The sequence below is a fragment of the Flammeovirgaceae bacterium genome (genome assembly GCA_015180985.1).
GTDB lineage: Bacteria > Bacteroidota > Bacteroidia > Cytophagales > Cyclobacteriaceae > UBA2336.
Genome location: CP054185.1, coordinates 1,356,471 through 1,372,986, shown reverse-complemented (window position 1 = coordinate 1,372,986; position 16,516 = coordinate 1,356,471). Strand labels below are relative to the sequence as shown.

Genomic DNA, 16,516 nt, shown 5'->3' with positions numbered 1-16,516 from the left:
TGCCGGTTGCATGTTACCGGTTACAGGCAACCGGAGACCATTTTCTTACCACAGCTTTGCAGGATAATCACCCTTTGTGATTAACTCCCTGATTTTACCCACCACTTCTTCTTTATCCTCCTGGTAGGTTACGCCAAACCAGATGTCTCCACCGGATATCACTTTTATTTTCCCCTCTCCGCTTTTCACCAGTGAGTTGGCGATGATGGGAATGAAGAACTCGGCCTTTATATCCTGATAATTGTTCTTTAAAAAATCATAAAACAGTTTTTCAGAAATTGGAAAAATAGACGGGTGAAAACCCCAGAAGTTCATGGACGTTTTCGCTTCCGGGTTCATTACAATATCACCTTCGGGTTCCTTTGCAATGATTTTTCCATTTTCCTTCACGATTGTTTTGCGCTCTACCACCGAGGTAAGAAATCCGTTGGCATCCTCCTCGCCTACCCCGCGCGAAACACTGCCGTAATCAGAAAGCACATTTTTTAATGTATAGCCAACTAATGCATGAATGCCTCCTTGCATTTCCCCCCTTGAGGGGGAATTAAGGGGGGTGTTGAAAAAATCGGCCACATTCTTAAAGGCAGCACGTCCATAAAAATCATCGGCATTAATAACGGCAAAGGGTTCGTGAATCACATCTTTTGCACACAACATGGCATGGCCGGTACCCCAGGGTTTCTTCCGTTCGGGATTCTGAAATTCTTTCGGCACCAGTTTATCCATGGATTGAATGACAAACTCCACCTCAACCTTGCCTTTGAGTTTGGGCAGGAATTTTTCCTTCACGATTTCCAGTATTTCATCGCGCACAATGAAAACCACCTTGGTGAAACCCGCCCGGATGGCATCGTACAGCGAGTAGTCCATAATGGTTTCGCCATTCGGGCCAAAACCGTCAATCTGTTTAATGCCGCCATAGCGGCTGCCGATACCGGCCGCCAGTACCAGCAGGGTTAATTTACGGGGTGCGCTCATTTGTGCTTTGTTGATTTTACTGTATACTCGGAAATTATTTACAATCAAAAATAACGGTATGCAGCAAAAGGGCAATCATTATACCTACTCAATCGTCATTATCGGTATTTTGTTTTTCATTTTCGGGTTTGTTACCTGGCTTAACGGCACGCTCATACCCTTCTTAAAACTGGCCTGCGGACTAAAAACCGATGGCCAGGCATTACTAGTAACATTTGCTTTTTACATGGCGTATTTTTTCCTCGCCATCCCCTCATCCTTCATACTCAACAAAACCGGTTTTAAAAAAGGCATGGCCCTCGGCCTGGTAGTAATGGCTGCCGGGGCCCTGTTGTTTATTCCGGCAGCCAATGCACGCAGCTTCGGTTTATTCTTAACGGGTTTGTTTGTTCAAGGTATGGGGCTATCCATTCTTCAAACGGCCTCCAATCCATACATCTCCATTATCGGCCCCATTGAATCGGCAGCAAAACGAATATCCATTATGGGTATTTGCAATAAAGTAGCCGGAGCGTTGAGTCCGTTAATATTAAGTGCAATAGTACTAAGCGGTGCCTCGGAAATTGAATCGCAGATTCTTTCGGCTACCGATGAACAGCTAAAGATTGAACTGATGCACTCGCTGGCGCAGCGCATTGTTATGCCCTACATCATCATGGCCCTGGTGCTTGGCCTGCTGGCGCTGATGATCTGGTTTTCATCGTTACCGGAAATTGAAACCGAACAGGAGGATGCTGAAAGCCAGGCACCGACAGGTAAAACCAGCATCTTTCAGTTTCCGCATCTGTTGCTCGGGGCGCTTTGCATTTTTGTGTACGTGGGTGCCGAAGTAATGGCAGGGGATGTGATCGGTCCGTACGGAAAAGCGCTGGGCATGAGCCTGGACGAAACCAAAAATTTTACATCATACACCTTGTGGTCGATGGTAGTTGGGTACATCATCGGCATCATTACCATTCCGAAATACATCCGGCAGCAGGACGCGCTGAAGTACTCGGCCATTACCGGGGTAGTGTTTGCTACACTGGCCTATTTCACAACCGGCTACATCAGCATTCTGTTTATCGCCTTGCTGGGCCTGGCCAACGCGTTGATGTGGCCGGCCATTTTTCCGCTTGCTATTGATGGGCTTGGCCGGTTTACCAAAATCGGTTCGGCCTTGCTGATTATGGGCATTGCCGGTGGAGCCATCATCCCCCAGGTTTACGGGCGCCTCGTTGATCCGGATGGCATTGCGCTCAGCTCGCAGGCAGCTTTCTTCTGGTGTGTACTGCCTTGTTACCTCTACATTTTTTATTACGCAGGCTGGGGCTACCGCGCAGGCAAAAATCCTTACTGATTTGTGTTGCGAATCAGGTTCTGCACTTCACGATGAATGATGCTTTCACGTTCTTCCCAATCACCCTGAACGAGAACGTAACCAATTCTTCTGCGGTCTAACTCCGACTTAAAGATTTCGATCATCTGTTGTCGTCTGCTTTGTTCACCAATGTCGCGCAGGCCGTCACTCACCCAGGGCACATCCACATCAAACAGAAAGTAGCGGTCGTATTCAACCATCTTTTCAAGTTCATATAAAACGGGCGGCACTACCCCCAGGTAATGGCGTGAGTAAATCTGGGTGGTAATCAGGTCGGTATCGCAGAAAAGGAGTTTGTTTGCCTTGCGGGCTTTCTGAAAAATCCGTTCGGTTTGTGCCCGGCCAATGTTGATGATGTCCTCACGGTTAAATGTGTTGGTTGTGATTAACTCGCGTGCTACCTCAGGCACCCACTGGGTATTGTAGTGTTCGGCCATTTTTTTGGCCATCATCGTTTTGCCGGTGCTTTCAGGGCCGTAGAAGCAAACAAGTAGAATATTGTTAATCACAAGCAGGTAATTCTTTGTAATTTTATGAAAACCTATTGAAAATGCTGCAGGTAAAAGTACTCAACCCGAAGGCCAGAAAAATACTTGATGAATTAGCCTCACTGAAGCTTATTAAAATTTCTGCTGAAGAAGAATTATTTCCATTGACTTCTCAGCAAAAGAAGAGTATAGAAATAAGCCGCAAGGAGTTAAAAAAAGGTCTGTACAAGGAGAACAAGCAAGTATTATCCTCGCTCCGATCATGGGTAAAAAGAAAATAATCTGGTCCAACCGGGCCGAAGAAGAATTTAAGAACATACTTGAATTTTACATTGAGCGAAACAAAAGCATATCCTACAGCCTTAAGCTGATTGATTCAGTGGAGGCATTGACAACCTTGCTTGTAAAAAATAATTACCTTGGTCGGCTAACCGAAAACGGCACAACCCGCGTACTTATCAAAGGCAATTACCTGATCTTTTACGAGGTTCATAAATCAACGATTGAAATTGTTTCAGTTTGGGATAATCGTCAGGATCCGGAAAAACGTTTTGCCTGACCGCTACTATCGTATGATAAATACTCCCTCCGCCAGTTCCATAACCCGTAGGCCGCGATAAAACAAAAGACAAGGTATTCGAGGGCCACAAATTTTATTTCCTTCATATAGTACATATACGTGGCCACCACATCCACCACAATCCAGATGATCCAGCTTTCAATTTTCTTTTGAATCATGAGAAAGGTGGTAATGATGCTCATCACGGTAACAAATGAATCGAGGTACGGAAAGGCGCTCGGCTTGTTGAAAATTACCGGAAACCACTCGTGCAACCGGCTGGCCAGCGAGCCGAATAGCAAGGTGCCGGCAAGCCCAGCGACAGTGAGCACCAGCAACTGCCGCGCAGGCATGTAGCTAACCTTCAGTTCTTTCTTTCGGTCTTCTTCAAACGGTTTGGGGTGTGCCCACCGCCACCAGCCCAGCAGGTTGGTTACAAAAAAGAAAACCTGCAAAAACATATCGGGGTAGAGCTGCACCTGGTAGAACAGGAAGAAAAACAACGTAACGTTGATGATGCCGATGGGCCAGCTCCAGATGTTGGCGCGTGAGGCCAGGTACACCGCCACAAACCCTGCCACCGTGCCGAAAAACTCCAGGTAGCTCATGGGGTAGCCCCAGAGTTCGAAGAAGGTGTTGCTGATGTTGAAGAAACTCATTTTAAGACGTAAGTAGTAAGACGCAAGACATAAGACGTAAGTAGTAAGATGTAAGTAGCAGAATGTTAAGACCGACCATACTTACTACTTATGTCTTGCTACTTATATCTTACTGCTCATTTTAAGACGTAAGTAGTAAGACGCAAGACATAAGACGTAAGTAGTTAAAATGTAAGTAGCAAGACGTAAGACTGACCATACTTACTACTTATGTCTTGCTACTTACATCTTTACTAATTGCCAAAACCGCGCTGAAACTTACATCATTCCGGCTAAAGAAAACGTGTAGATATTCAGTTTTTTACGGTAAACCTAAACTTTAATGAAGAATTTAGTACAAAAAGCACACGCGTAAGGTATACCCAAAACCATTTTGAAAAAAAAAAAAAAAAGGCTATACTTTTACTGTTAAGACCCCTGTGCGCAACCGGGTTGAGTTAAATTCTTAACCATAAACCCTTAAAACGATGAGAAAAATCATGTTAAGCGTATTTGCCCTAGTAGCAATTTTTGCGCTAAGTTCATTCAGTACGGCCACCGGGCCAAGTTCAACCCCTAACGTAACTGCGAACATTAATATTCCGGATTACAACGGATATGAAGCCATTTCAACAAGCAATGGTGATGGGTGTTTGGAGATTTTTATGGCTTGGACTGATGCTCTTTTTAACTACATAGATTCACCTTCCGGAAGCCCTCAAGAAGCTCTTTATGGATTCTCCGCAGCATTTCTTTATGGGATGTTGATGGCATGTATTAGTGAATGACAGGATAGTTTTTATGTAACAGGAAAGCTTAAAGCTTTCCTGTTACTGATTTTATAAATAGTATAGCCTATGCAAATTTCAATTTTCAGCTTTCTGTTTGTGATTATACAGTTTATGTGGGGCAATCTTTATTCACAAAAAAAAACTGAAAGCAGCCGTGATAATGCCCTGATTGGAGAATGGCTTATTTCGCATCAACTAAATTGTGACGGAACAGAGAAGCGCCTCCTTCCTATAGTTAAAGGTATGAAGTACATATTTTACGCTAACGGCCATGTCCTTATGACTTCGCCTGCAATGGAGAGAAAGCTAAACTCATTGAATACGAAAGGGCCCAAGCCCGAATTACGTTGGAAAACTAGCAATAATATACTAACGATTACAGGTCCGGAAACCGGCAGGGGCGTCCTTATACAAGAAATTTCATATAAAATATACGGAGATACGCGGTAACGACTAAGCAACTGTGTAAAGGCCCGATTCGGCCTTGCTGAAAGGGGATGTGGAATGTACCACTTTCAGCCGAATCGGTTGCATTTAAAGACTTAACTTTAAACACAGTTACCATGGAAAATCAAGAACAACACCCACTACTCAAAGAGATGCTCACCCCTGAGTTTCTCAAGCAATTTAAGAATTCGAAAGACCTCAACAGCTTTATCGATGAACTTTTCAAAAAGGGCATGGAGCAAATGCTGGAAGGTGAACTCGATGGCCATTTGGGCTATGCCAAACATTCACCAGAAGGGATTAACTCCGGGAACTCACGGAACGGAAAAACCCGTAAGACCATCAAGACCACGCGAGGTGAACTACAGATAGAAGTACCTCGGATCGGAACAGCACGTTTGAGCCCGTCCTGGTTCCCAAGCGCAGCCGGTTCGTAGAAGGCATCGAAGAAATTATCATCTCCTTATATGCCCGGGGTATGAGCGTACGCGACATTGAAATACAAATCCGGGAAATCTATGGTGTGAATGTTTCGGATGCCACTATTTCAACGTTACCTCGCGGGTACATACGTTGGTAACGGAGTGGCAAAGCAGGCCTCTTTCATCGGTGTACTTTGTGGTGTGGATGGATGGGATCGTATTCAAAGTCCGGCAGAATGGGAAGGTGATCAACAAAACCATTTACCTGGCCGTAGGCCTTAATGCTCAGGGGTTTAAGGAAGTATTGGGCATGTGGCTGGGTGAAAGCGAAAGTGCTTCATTCTGGATAAGTGTACTTACTGATTTAAAGCCGTGGCGTGGAAGATATTCTCATCACCAGCACCGATAATCTGAAGGGCTTCACCGATGCAATCACCAGCGTGTTTACCCAATCGGTAACCCAGATTTGTGTAGTTCATCAGATCAGAAATGCGCTTCGCTACGTTGTCTGGAAAGACAAGAAACAATTTGTAGCCGATTTGAAGACTGTTTACGGAGCACCAAACAAAGAGCCTGGCTGCTCAAGCCTTAGAGCAACCTTGAAGTAACATGGGGCAAAAATATCCGCATGCTATCAAGTCGTGGAAAACGAATTGGGATAACCTCACGCACTTCTTCGATTATCCGATCGAAATCCGAACGCTGATCTATACCACGAACATTATCGAAAATCTCAACGGAAAAATCCGCAAGTATACCAACAACAAACTTTCGTTCCCTGACGACCAGGCGGTGGTGAAAGCGGTGTACCTGGCTTTACGGGAGATCACCAAAAAATGGACCTTGCCCGTGAGAAACTGGCCACTAATCGTAAATCAATTTTTAACTATCTTCGAAGGCAGATGCAAAATATAAAACCTTTACGCAGTTGCTTAGTCGTTACCCAGCACTTACACACTTAATTAGGCAGTGTCAAGACGTAAGACTGACCATACTTACTACTTATGTCTTGCTACTTACATCTTTACTAATTGCCAAAACCGCGCTGAAACTTACATCATTTTGGCTAAAGGAAACGGATGGATATTCAGTTTTTTAAAGCAACCGACAAACTTTTAATGAAGAATTAAGTACAAAAGGCACGCGCGTCAGATATACCCCAAACCATTTTGAAAAAAAAAAAAAAACAAGGTTATACTTTTACCATTTAAGACCCCCAGCGCGCGACCGGGTTGAGTTAAAATTCTTAACCATAAACCCTTAAAACGATGAGAAAAATCATGTTAAGCGTATTTGCCCTAGTAGCAATTTTTGCGCTAAGTTCATTCAGTACGGCCACCGGGCCAAGTTCAACCCCTAACGTAACTGCGAACATTAATATTCCGGATTACAACGGATATGAAGCCATTTCAGCAAGCAATGGTGATGGGTGTTTGGAGATTTTTTATATGTGGACGGATACAATGTTCCTCTATGCGGAAAACAGAGGCACGGAGGCGGGAGATGACTATTTTGATGCTGCCGCTTTGCTCTTTGCAGCCCTTATGATTTGCATTATGCAGTAGTTCCAAAATTGTCGATCTAAAGCAGAGCAGGAAATAACTTTTCCTGCTCTTATTTAATTAAATACCAGTTAAATGAAACCCTTTGTTGTATTTATATTCCTTTCTTATTGTTTCATCGGATACAATCTATTTGCTCAAAAGTCACAACCTCAACGTGATGAAGCGTTGGTTGGTGAATGGCTATTCTTATTTAGTAAGGACGCCAATTCGGTAATACAGCCAACTGATCCAATATTGCGAAATGCTAGACGTCAATATTATGCAAATGGCACATTATCTAGTAACTCTCCCTACAAGGAACAAAAGCTAAGTAAGCTCAATTTGAAAAGTCAAAAGTCCTCCCTTTCCTGGAGCACTCGTAACGGCAATCTCATCATCACCCAAAATCAACCCGGAATGAATACTGGTGAATCAACTTATAAATATGTTATTAATGCTGATACATTAATTGTCATTGACTATAAGGGTACCCAGAATTACTGGCTAAAAAGAGTTCAAAAAAATAAAAATAATGCTAAGTGAGATAACTCAACTTGTATAATGTGAAAAAGGAAGTGCTATTATGGATTTTTCTGCTTATTACTTTAGACATAATCCAATATTACCTGAACAATACATTAATTACTGAAGAGATTCTCGCTTCTGAATTATCAAATTATCTGGATAACGAAACAGCAACAAAACTTGCAGAACAAAGCCAATCAAATAACAGGATTCTGCTCAAAAATCTAACCCATTTATTACTTACCGGGGCGAAAGTTTTCGGCACCATAACTTTATTATATATCGGATTACTTTTGGCTAATCTGAAGCTATCATGGTATAATCTCCTTGAGGGTGTATTGAAACTCTATCCGATTTTTTTTATTACAGAGTTTGTCAAGTTCTTCTACTTCCAGTTCTTTCAACAGGATTACACCTACTTTGAATTAAATGCATTCAGGCTGTTTTCAATCACCCAAATCAGCAACCTGGCGGGTCTTGCCATGCAGGGCAAAACAGCCGCATTTTTCAACACCTTCGGCATCCTGGATGTAACCTTTTGCTGGTTGTTAAGTCAGGAACTCAACAAGGAGTCGGATAAACCGGTTACTGCAACCGTATTCATAACCTTTTTTACCGGCCTGGCACTATGGAAAAGCTTACTTTTGTTAATAGCTCCGTGATACCAATTACTATTGCTATGCGATTGGCTTTTGCGCTATTGATTACCCTGCTGTTCAGCAACCTGGCTGCTCAAAGCCCCGTCCGGCAAATCACACTCGACCTCAACCCCATTGCCATTGAAAACGGCCGGTACTACTTCAACGGCAAGCGGGTAACGTTTGACGGGCTGCTTATCCCCTTACAGGCCGTTGACGACAAGCAGGTAAACCGCTCCATCAAAACGGCACTTGCTTTACGCACCAGCCAAACCGTGGTGCGCCTGGGCCTTTCGGTTTACCTGTTGTACCTCATAGCCGACCAGCCGCTCTATGTGAATTACCACCAAACCCGCACATTGGTACTTAGTACGGTGGCAGCCGGATTTTCACTGAATATTTCTGAAAAACTTTTTCAGCGAAAAGCGGTAAACCGATTTAATGCGGTGTTGCTGAAAGAGAAAAAGTAAGGAGGCATGATTTACAATATCATCTGCCGTGCCGAAAAACTCCAGGTAACTCATGGGGTAGCCCCAGAACTCGAAGAAGGTGTTGTTGATGTTGAAGAAACTCATTTTAAGACGTAAGACGCAAGACACAAGACATAAGACGTAAGTAGTTAAAATGTAAGTAGCAAGACGTAAGACTGACCATACTTACTACTTATGTCTTGCTACTTACATCTTTACTAATTGCCAAAACCGCGCTGAAACTTACATCATTCCGGCTAAAGAAAACGGATGGACATTCAGTTTTTTACGGTAAACCACAAACTTTTAATGAAGAATTAGGTACAAAAAGCACACGCGTAAGGTATACCCAAAACCATTTTGAAAAAAAAAAAAAAACAAGGCTATACTTTTACTGTTAAGACCCCTGTGCGCAACCGGGTTGAGTTTTTTAAATGCAAAAAAATCTATAAAGCTTATGAAAACTCTAAACTATCTTACAAGTGTTATTCTCATTTTGCTTAGTTCTTGTACGCAACAACTTGTTGTGGAGGACAATGAGCCTCAAAATGGCCCGGCATTAATTCAAGACCACGTAAAAAAGAAATCATTAGTTTCAAAAGATGATTCCTTCTACAAGAAATTAACTGCCACAATGATGTGGCAAAGTATCCCCCGATCAATTTTGGAGCGAATTGACCATCACACTGATGTTTTTTTGATTGAATTCGATCACTCTCCTATCGAAGTAATAACTATAAGATTAATTTCATCGTTAAACTATGAATACCTTGTTTTCTATAAACTAAATGATAAACTCTTGCCTGTTATCGCTAAATCAATATCCAAAGGTTCAATGATACAATTATCGATTACTGACTTAAATGCACAACCGTATTTCGAACTTTTTGTCAATGAAAACAACAAAATTGGTAACTTTAATGTCACTAAAGATATTCCCTTCGAAACAATTGTGCCAAAAAACGCTAGTTCCTCTAGAACCACTGGCACTTGTCCAGAAATAAGTTCCTCTTATGGGAATTGTCTTTTGTGTGCTGTCAATGAATGCGAAAGTGATTGGGTTTGTCGTGTTACATGTGCATTCATGTTTCCAGAATGCTTTATTGGTTTTTCATTAGCTTGCGCTACAATATGGATATAAAACAGTTCATTTTAAAGGTAAGTGTTTTCCGATTGATCTTTTCAATCCTTGCCGTTATAATTGGTGCTTTTCTGTTCATAATGAGTCCAAAGGAAACGCTTGCATATTCAGCTGGGAGAGGCTTGATGGTCTTGGGATTTATCAGCCAATTGTACCAAATTATCCTTTATGCTGTTGTAGGATCCCGTAATTCTGGAGGGCAAAAATAATAGTGGTAATCCCATGTGAAAGCTGAATTAAATGTGTCTTGCACTTACAGCGTGTAGGACACATTTTAAGTAGTAAGATGTGGGAAGCTATTTCAAAAACAGAAACCACGTCATTACGAGGAGGCACGACCGAAGCAATCCCGGATCTGTTTTGGAAATCGAGATGGCCTCACTTCGTTCGCCAGGACGAAGGTATTTTTGAGATGACTCGTAGCAAACCGTAATGAAAGCTCCCCCTATTTAGTCACACTTAAAAGTATAGATTTCCAGTTATTGTTGCTATCCTGTTGGAATGTGGGAACTCCGCTGTAGCCTTGTGCGGGTGGTGGGGTTTTCCATATTTCAACAGGAACTGTGCAGGTGTTAAGTACCCCAGTGAGCTGTGCGGCCACTCGTTGTTGTATACCCACATCCAGGCTTGAGTGTACAGGCGCGCCTGGTTCAGACTTTCAAAGGTTTAGTTTCATCTCGGTGTAGATTCGGTAAATACGTTTATGGTTATCGGTGTAGTGCAGGGCTCTTAGCCGGTAGTACATCATCCAGAAGCCCCAGCGGGTGTACAACTCGGCAAACTGCCTTAGTTGCTGCCGCACGGGTTCATCGTTTCGGGGCCGGGGTTTATAGCGGATGGTGGATGGCGTCAAGGTTGTTCATTAGGAGAATGTAGGCCTTTTCCTGATGATAATCCATAATCTAATATTAAGATCAACATGAAAAGCGGATTACTAATCTGTTCTCTCACAATGATAGTCTTCGTAAAAGCAAATTGTCAAGATTGAAAAAGAGAATACATTCTCACAGAAAGTCAGGCGTGATGATATCGTTCCTTCACGAAGGGGTGTGCTTTACTTAACTTCCGATTCGCTAATTTTTAAAACCCTTAAACCTGCGGCTGAAAAATACAATTTTGCAATTACTTACCATGAACTTCAATCAATCCGGCCGTTTTATGGTTTTTATCATTCCCAACCAGATCAAGTTATATCTAAAAGACGGCACTTCGCTGCGTTTGTTAACTTACCGGAAAAAAGAAATCATCAAAAGGACGCGGCAAAAAATGAGCGAAAACAGAAGTTAGCTTGAAAGTTCAAAACTAAAAAATAACGTGCCCTGTCCGGCAAAAACAGGGCGCGTTATTTAGATACTCACCACAAAACCGGGTATTGTGCCGAAAAACTCCAGGTAGCTCATGGAGTAGCCCCAGAGTTCGAAGAAGGTGTTGCTGATGTTGAAGAAACTCATTTTAAGACGAGAGTAGTAAGACGCAAGACATAAGACTTAAGTAGTAAGATGTAAGTAGCAGAATGTTAAGACCGACCATACTTACTACTTATGTCTTGCTACTTATATCTTACTGCTTACCAAAACCGCGCTGAAACTTACATCATTCCGGCTAAAGAAAACGTGTAGATATTCAGTTTTTTACGGTAAACCGCAAACTTTAATGAAGAATTTAGTACAAAAAGCACACACGTAAGGTATACCCAAAACCATTTTGAAAAAAAAAAAAAAAAAAAGGCTATACTTTTACTGTTAAGACCCCTGTGCGCAACCGGGTTGAGTTTAGTCCTAATCATAAAACTTCAAAGTTATGAATAAGTTGTTCATTAACCTTACTTTAATTAGTATTAGCCTGCTTCTTTCTTGTACCGATCCGAATAGTACGGAAGAAATGAACTGGAGTGATTTTCCTGAGATAATAGAAGTGGTCAATGGTCCGGCATATAGACAATTCACTGAGGATTTCAATCATTTTATTAATGAACTTGATAGGACCAGAAAGGATTTATTAACAACTTATATTGAAAGAGCTCTTCAGAAACCATTAACTCTTTCCGCAAGTTGCAACTGTGATAATGGAGATCGCTCCTGTAGCGCCAGCGGCTGGTTTTCAGATTGTTGCATTTGTTGCTCATCATCCAGAGCAGCAGTCTGCGGAACTTATTTTGGAATAGCCTCTTGCAGATGCGAAGACTTGCCCCAACCCCGATTACAGAATGAAGGTGATATAACAGGCGTCTCAAAGGTTATGGTTTATCCTCAAAATATTGCCAAATTCATAAAGCAAGCCAACAACTATGGTATCAATACGGTTGAAATCCAAAGTTCATTCCTGGATTTTATTAAATCTATTTAATAAAATTCATTTACTGTAAGGCCTTCAACCAGAATTACTTTAATAATTTGCAGTCCATATGCATCTGCGTTTATGTTTATTAGGATTCAACTTACTATTGAGTATCCTTGTTCAGGCCCAGTTGACTATGCATGGAACAATAACCCCTTCAGAAAACTGGGAAAATAAACTTTATATCGCCCGAATCGATAAAATAGGCTTAATGCCGCCCAAGCTAATTGATTCGGTTGCCCTTAATACGAGTGGCAACTTTACCTATACTTTTGACACTGACCCCCAGGGTGTCTTGTATCAGGTAAGTCAGCCGTGTAAGGGATGTAATTATTTCAAAACCATATCAGGTAATAATGAAAATTCATTCCTTGTAGTTTCCAGGTATGAAAAAAAAGAGAACTTACTGATACAAGGCCACAGTGAGGAGCTATATCACTTGATTAGTATGACCGGGAGCGATGTGAACAGTAAAGTATTGCAGTTACGGAATTTAAGACAACCCATCACTACCCTGCTTCATCAGGCTAATCAATTAAAATTCGGATCACCTGAAAGAAATCAGGAATTAAAACAGAAAATTTTTAAGCGTATACTAGAAGAAATAGATTTACTAAAATCACAACTGCAAGTGGTTCTTGATACCTGTCAAACACCAGAATTACTAGTAGTGGGCATTTATTACCTAAATGAAGCCTTTTTAGGGCAGTTACAACCGGTGCAGATTGAAAACTACATCAATAAATTACCCCAATCAAATGCTATCCTTTACCGTACTTTAAAAAGCAAAGATCTTACTACTACAAAGAACAAAGCGGGGCTTACCCTGCCTGACGCTAAACTGGTTGACATAAAAGGCAGGCATCTGACCCTTAATCAAATACCAGGCAAATACAAGGTGATTAATTTCTGGGCATCCTGGTGTGGACCTTGCAGAAAGGCTAATATTAATCAATTACCCCCTTTGTCTACAAAACTCCGTAAGCATAACATACCAATCATCGGTATAAGCATTGATAAAACCGTAAATCAATGGAAAGAAGCCCTAAAAAAAGATAAGACATCTTGGCTTCAATGTATGGAGGTTGATCCGATACTTAGCGGATTAATTAAACCCGATTTAGAGGGAATCCCGCTGTATTTGTTAGTCAACGAAAACAACATGGTTGTTCTGGAGGCACGGAGCCCTGTCCAGATAGAGTTATTTCTTAAACAACAAATTGCGGATTTCTAAGATTACGTTCCGTTGGTACCTGGTAACGACTAAGTAACTGTGTAAAGGCCCGATTCGGCCTTGGTGCAATGGGGTGTGGAAAGCCACTTTTTCAGCGAAAAGCGGTAAACCGCTTTAATGCGGTGTTGCTGAAAGAGAAAAAGTAAGGAGGCATGATTTACAATATCATCTGCCGTACCGAAAACTCCAGGTAACTCATGGGGTAGCCCCAGAACTCGAAAAAGAATTTTCAGAAGTATAGCGCTTCACCAGTTTTATCTCTTCGCATCTAAACGTAATAGATTAATCAATTTTTGTATTTTTGGGAATCAGAATCCCAATCGTACAGAATGATTACCCGGCAGGCGGCAGAAACCCTTAAAAAAATGGCCCGGCAGTTCAGGGCAGTTGCCATTGTAGGACCACGCCAAAGCGGCAAATCCACGTTGGCAAAAGCGGTGTTTTCCACTAAACGTTACGTCTCGTTGGAGAATCCGGAAATTCAACAACGGGCCGCGGATGATCCAAGGGGGTTTTTGCACCACTACAATGCCGGTGCAATTATTGACGAGGCACAACGGGTACCTGAATTATTTAACTACCTGCAGCAGGTACTGGACGAAAGTAGCGAGCGGGGTAAATTTATCCTGTCGGGCTCGAATAATTTTCTTATGCTGGAAAAAATAACACAAAGTCTTGCCGGACGAATTGGTTACCTTGATTTACTCCCTTTCAGTTATACCGAACTTAAAGCAATCCATCAGTATCCGATAGAACTAAATAATCTGATTTACCGGGGCGGTTATCCGCCTGTTACCTATGAAGGTGTTGATGAAAAATTCTGGTTTCCTGCCTATGTGCGCACGTACATTGAACGGGATGTCAGGCAGATTAAAAACATTACCGATCTTGCAACATTTCAACGGTTTATGTTCTTATGTGCTGCACGCATCGGGCAACAGGTAAACCTGAGCAACCTGGCCATGGAGTGCGGCATTGATCACAAAACAGCCCAATCGTGGTTATCGGTTATGCAAGCCAGTTACATTGTGCACCTCCTGCAACCCTATTATAAAAACTACTCTAAAAGAATCGTTAAATCACCCAAACTTTACTTTTACGATACCGGACTGGCCAGCTACCTGCTTGGAATAGAGTCAGCCGATGCCCTGTTGTACCACGCCATGCGTGGGGCGCTTTTCGAAAATTTCATTATTAATGAATTATTAAAGAGCCGGTTTAACCAAGGCTTGCGGAGCAACTTATTTTACTGGCGTGATGTAAGCGGCCATGAACTTGATGTAATTATTGAATCGAATCCCGAACCTGTTGCTGTAGAAATTAAATCGGGCTTAACAGCAAACGATGAGCATTTTAAAGGTTTACGCTTTTGGAACAAACTAAACCCGAAGTCGAAGAAAATCCTTGTCTATGGCGGTGACGAATCGTACAACTGGCAATCGTTCGTGGTAACAAACTGGAGGGATCTGTCCGTTATAGCTTAATACACACATTCTTCGCCTCGGTAAAAAAGCGCAGTGCTTCCCAGCCGCCCTCGCGCCCTACCCCGCTTTGCTTCATGCCGCCAAAGGGCGTACGCAGGTCGCGGAAGAGCCAGCAGTTTATCCAGATGATGCCGCTTTTTACCCGTGCTGCCACGCGGTGGGCCTGTGTCAGGTTTTCCGTCCAGAGGGTGGCCGATAACCCATAGGGTGTGCTGTTGGCATATCCTATAACTTCATCCTCGGTATTGAACGGCATAATGGTAACTATCGGTCCGAAAATTTCTTCCTGGTTGGTGCGGCATTGTTCATTCAACCCGGTAATCACTGTAGGTTCAACAAAGTATCCGTTGGCACAGTGACCACTGAGTTTTACCTGTTTTCCTCCGGTTACAATTTTTCCGCCTTCTTCTTTTGCCAGTTCAATGTACGAAAGCACCTTGTTCATGTGTGCCTCTGAAACAAGCGCGCCTACTCGTGTCATTTCTTCCAGCGGATCGCCCACCACCAATTCTTGGGTCAGCTTCACAAATTCCGTAACGAACCTATCGTACAAACTGCGTTCAACAAAAATGCGGGAGCCGCACAAACAAATCTCGCCCTGGTTGAAGAAGGACGACTGAACAGACGTGCGCACAGCCTGTTCGAAACTGCAATCGGCAAAAACAATATTGGGATTTTTTCCGCCCAGTTCCAGCGAAAGCTTTTTAAACATGGGCGCGGCCGTTGCAGCAATCTTTTTACCGGTAACTGTTCCACCCGTAAACGAAATAGCCGGAACACCCGGATGCTCAATAATAGCCTGCCCGGCTTTGGGACCAAGGCCATGCACAATGTTGAGTACGCCTTTCGGCAAACCGGCCTCCATGCAAAGTTGCGAGAATAAATAAGCTGTCATCGGGGTAAGTTCCGAAGGTTTGGCCACTACCGTGCAGCCTGCCGCCAGGGCCGGTGCAATTTTCCAGGTAAACAGGTACAACGGCAGGTTCCATGGCGAAATACATCCGGCCACACCAACGGGCGTGCGCAACGTGTAGTTTACGGCTTCGTTTCCGGTAACATGCGCTTCGGAAGCAAAATGAATGGCGCCCGTGGCAAAGAAGCGCATATTGGATGACGCGCGCGGAATGTCCACGGCTTTGGCCAGTTTAACCGGCTTGCCCTGATCAATACTTTCGGCCAGCGCCAGTTTATCCAGGTCGCGGTCAATCAAATCGGCAATTTTCTGCAGAGTGGCCGAGCGCTTTTCAACGGGCATGGTGGCCCAGGCTTCGAACGATTGCTGTGCTGCTTCAACGGCATTATTTACATCTGCTGTAGCTGAATCAGGTACCAGGCTGTACACCTTGCCCTCGGCCGGGTTATAGTTGTCAAGGTATTTACCGGAGACCGGTTCAACCAACTCGCCATTAATGTAATTCAGAATTTTTTGCATGTTACAGTTGACTAGTGAGGTTGTTGTA

General features: G+C 43.0%; 18 protein-coding genes and 1 pseudogene. 13 read left to right on the top strand and 6 right to left on the bottom strand.

Going from position 1 to position 16,516, the window contains the following annotated elements:
- Positions 1-45 precede the first annotated feature (45 nt).
- Positions 46-978, bottom strand: a complete 933-nt coding sequence (locus HRU69_06500; GenBank protein ID QOI97160.1) for a nucleotidyltransferase — start codon at positions 976-978, stop codon at positions 46-48.
- A 58-nt stretch (positions 979-1,036) separates the two neighbouring features.
- On the opposite strand from HRU69_06500, the gene HRU69_06495 reads away from it, so the two are divergent.
- Positions 1,037-2,317: a sugar MFS transporter gene (locus HRU69_06495; GenBank protein QOI97159.1), complete on the top strand. Its 1,281-nt coding sequence runs from the start codon at positions 1,037-1,039 to the stop codon at positions 2,315-2,317.
- On the opposite strand, the gene HRU69_06490 is transcribed toward HRU69_06495, so the two are convergent.
- On the bottom strand, positions 2,311-2,790 hold the full coding sequence (locus tag HRU69_06490; GenBank protein ID QOI98846.1) for an ATP-binding protein: 480 nt from the start codon (positions 2,788-2,790) through the stop codon (positions 2,311-2,313). The two genes, HRU69_06495 and HRU69_06490, sit on opposite strands and share 7 nt — an antisense overlap.
- A 98-nt stretch (positions 2,791-2,888) precedes the next feature.
- On the opposite strand from HRU69_06490, the gene HRU69_06485 reads away from it, so the two are divergent.
- On the top strand, positions 2,889-3,107 hold the full coding sequence (locus HRU69_06485; protein QOI97158.1) for a hypothetical protein: 219 nt from the start codon (positions 2,889-2,891) through the stop codon (positions 3,105-3,107).
- Entirely contained in the window at positions 3,089-3,385 is a 297-nt protein-coding gene (locus HRU69_06480; GenBank protein QOI97157.1) for a type II toxin-antitoxin system RelE/ParE family toxin, read from the top strand. The genes HRU69_06485 and HRU69_06480 overlap by 19 nt, the downstream gene beginning before the upstream one ends.
- Here HRU69_06480 and HRU69_06475 read toward each other — a convergent pair.
- Positions 3,358-4,044 carry a nicotinamide mononucleotide transporter gene (locus HRU69_06475; GenBank protein QOI97156.1) on the bottom strand — a complete coding sequence of 229 codons (687 nt, stop codon included), beginning with the start codon at positions 4,042-4,044 and terminating at the stop codon, positions 3,358-3,360. The two genes, HRU69_06480 and HRU69_06475, sit on opposite strands and share 28 nt — an antisense overlap.
- Before the next feature lie 467 nt (positions 4,045-4,511).
- Between HRU69_06475 and HRU69_06470 the strand changes: the two genes are divergently transcribed.
- The 7 genes and pseudogenes from HRU69_06470 (at position 4,512) to HRU69_06440 (ending at position 10,001) form a co-directional block, all read left to right on the top strand.
- Entirely contained in the window at positions 4,512-4,811 is a 300-nt protein-coding gene (locus HRU69_06470) for a hypothetical protein (GenBank protein QOI97155.1), read from the top strand.
- 602 nt (positions 4,812-5,413) lie between these two features.
- A pseudogene (locus HRU69_06465) lies at positions 5,414-6,598 on the top strand (IS256 family transposase).
- Positions 6,599-6,951: 353 nt separating this feature from the next.
- Positions 6,952-7,248, top strand: a complete 297-nt coding sequence (locus tag HRU69_06460; GenBank protein ID QOI97154.1) for a hypothetical protein — start codon at positions 6,952-6,954, stop codon at positions 7,246-7,248.
- A gap of 72 nt (positions 7,249-7,320) precedes the next feature.
- A complete protein-coding gene (locus HRU69_06455) occupies positions 7,321-7,770 on the top strand; it encodes a hypothetical protein (GenBank protein ID QOI97153.1) in 450 nt (149 codons plus the stop codon).
- A 20-nt stretch (positions 7,771-7,790) separates the two neighbouring features.
- Complete coding sequence (locus HRU69_06450) at positions 7,791-8,414, top strand: hypothetical protein (GenBank protein QOI97152.1); 624 nt, start codon at positions 7,791-7,793, stop codon at positions 8,412-8,414.
- Positions 8,415-8,431: 17 nt separating this feature from the next.
- Entirely contained in the window at positions 8,432-8,860 is a 429-nt protein-coding gene (locus HRU69_06445; protein QOI97151.1) for a hypothetical protein, read from the top strand.
- Positions 8,861-9,317: 457 nt separating this feature from the next.
- A complete protein-coding gene (locus HRU69_06440) occupies positions 9,318-10,001 on the top strand; it encodes a hypothetical protein (GenBank protein ID QOI97150.1) in 684 nt (227 codons plus the stop codon).
- Between the two features lie 459 nt (positions 10,002-10,460).
- Here HRU69_06440 and HRU69_06435 read toward each other — a convergent pair whose 3' ends face one another.
- Together HRU69_06435 and HRU69_06430 are read right to left on the bottom strand one after the other, a co-directional pair.
- A complete protein-coding gene (locus HRU69_06435; protein ID QOI98845.1) occupies positions 10,461-10,655 on the bottom strand; it encodes a transposase in 195 nt (64 codons plus the stop codon).
- 4 nt (positions 10,656-10,659) lie between these two features.
- Positions 10,660-10,854: a hypothetical protein gene (locus HRU69_06430; protein ID QOI97149.1), complete on the bottom strand. Its 195-nt coding sequence runs from the start codon at positions 10,852-10,854 to the stop codon at positions 10,660-10,662.
- 947 nt (positions 10,855-11,801) lie between these two features.
- On the opposite strand from HRU69_06430, the gene HRU69_06425 reads away from it, so the two are divergent.
- The 3 genes from HRU69_06425 to HRU69_06415 all read left to right on the top strand — a co-directional run bounded on the left by HRU69_06425 (position 11,802) and on the right by HRU69_06415 (position 15,056).
- The gene (locus HRU69_06425; protein ID QOI97148.1) at positions 11,802-12,347 is read left to right on the top strand and encodes a hypothetical protein; all 546 of its coding nucleotides are present in this window, start codon (positions 11,802-11,804) and stop codon (positions 12,345-12,347) included.
- Positions 12,348-12,405: 58 nt separating this feature from the next.
- Positions 12,406-13,572: a TlpA family protein disulfide reductase gene (locus HRU69_06420; protein ID QOI97147.1), complete on the top strand. Its 1,167-nt coding sequence runs from the start codon at positions 12,406-12,408 to the stop codon at positions 13,570-13,572.
- 329 nt (positions 13,573-13,901) lie between these two features.
- A complete protein-coding gene (locus HRU69_06415) occupies positions 13,902-15,056 on the top strand; it encodes an ATP-binding protein (GenBank protein ID QOI97146.1) in 1,155 nt (384 codons plus the stop codon).
- Here HRU69_06415 and HRU69_06410 read toward each other — a convergent pair.
- Complete coding sequence (locus tag HRU69_06410) at positions 15,046-16,488, bottom strand: aldehyde dehydrogenase (protein QOI97145.1); 1,443 nt, start codon at positions 16,486-16,488, stop codon at positions 15,046-15,048. The genes HRU69_06415 and HRU69_06410 overlap by 11 nt on opposite strands.
- Positions 16,489-16,516: the final 28 nt, after the last annotated feature.

What these genes read in the sequence shown, in the direction of transcription:
- HRU69_06500 (QOI97160.1), bottom strand. Translation starts at nt 978, where the DNA reads ATGAGCGCACCCCGTAAATTAACCCTGCTGGTACTGGCGGCCGGTATC.
- HRU69_06460 (QOI97154.1), top strand. Translation starts at nt 6,952, where the DNA reads ATGAGAAAAATCATGTTAAGCGTATTTGCCCTAGTAGCAATTTTTGCG.
- HRU69_06425 (QOI97148.1), top strand. Translation starts at nt 11,802, where the DNA reads ATGAATAAGTTGTTCATTAACCTTACTTTAATTAGTATTAGCCTGCTT.
- HRU69_06455 (QOI97153.1), top strand. Translation starts at nt 7,321, where the DNA reads ATGAAACCCTTTGTTGTATTTATATTCCTTTCTTATTGTTTCATCGGA.
- HRU69_06420 (QOI97147.1), top strand. Translation starts at nt 12,406, where the DNA reads ATGCATCTGCGTTTATGTTTATTAGGATTCAACTTACTATTGAGTATC.
- HRU69_06490 (QOI98846.1), bottom strand. Translation starts at nt 2,790, where the DNA reads ATGATGGCCAAAAAAATGGCCGAACACTACAATACCCAGTGGGTGCCT.
- HRU69_06415 (QOI97146.1), top strand. Translation starts at nt 13,902, where the DNA reads ATGATTACCCGGCAGGCGGCAGAAACCCTTAAAAAAATGGCCCGGCAG.
- HRU69_06410 (QOI97145.1), bottom strand. Translation starts at nt 16,488, where the DNA reads ATGCAAAAAATTCTGAATTACATTAATGGCGAGTTGGTTGAACCGGTC.
- HRU69_06445 (QOI97151.1), top strand. Translation starts at nt 8,432, where the DNA reads ATGCGATTGGCTTTTGCGCTATTGATTACCCTGCTGTTCAGCAACCTG.
- HRU69_06475 (QOI97156.1), bottom strand. Translation starts at nt 4,044, where the DNA reads ATGAGTTTCTTCAACATCAGCAACACCTTCTTCGAACTCTGGGGCTAC.
- HRU69_06440 (QOI97150.1), top strand. Translation starts at nt 9,318, where the DNA reads ATGAAAACTCTAAACTATCTTACAAGTGTTATTCTCATTTTGCTTAGT.
- HRU69_06485 (QOI97158.1), top strand. Translation starts at nt 2,889, where the DNA reads ATGCTGCAGGTAAAAGTACTCAACCCGAAGGCCAGAAAAATACTTGAT.
- HRU69_06480 (QOI97157.1), top strand. Translation starts at nt 3,089, where the DNA reads ATGGGTAAAAAGAAAATAATCTGGTCCAACCGGGCCGAAGAAGAATTT.
- HRU69_06470 (QOI97155.1), top strand. Translation starts at nt 4,512, where the DNA reads ATGAGAAAAATCATGTTAAGCGTATTTGCCCTAGTAGCAATTTTTGCG.
- HRU69_06495 (QOI97159.1), top strand. Translation starts at nt 1,037, where the DNA reads ATGCAGCAAAAGGGCAATCATTATACCTACTCAATCGTCATTATCGGT.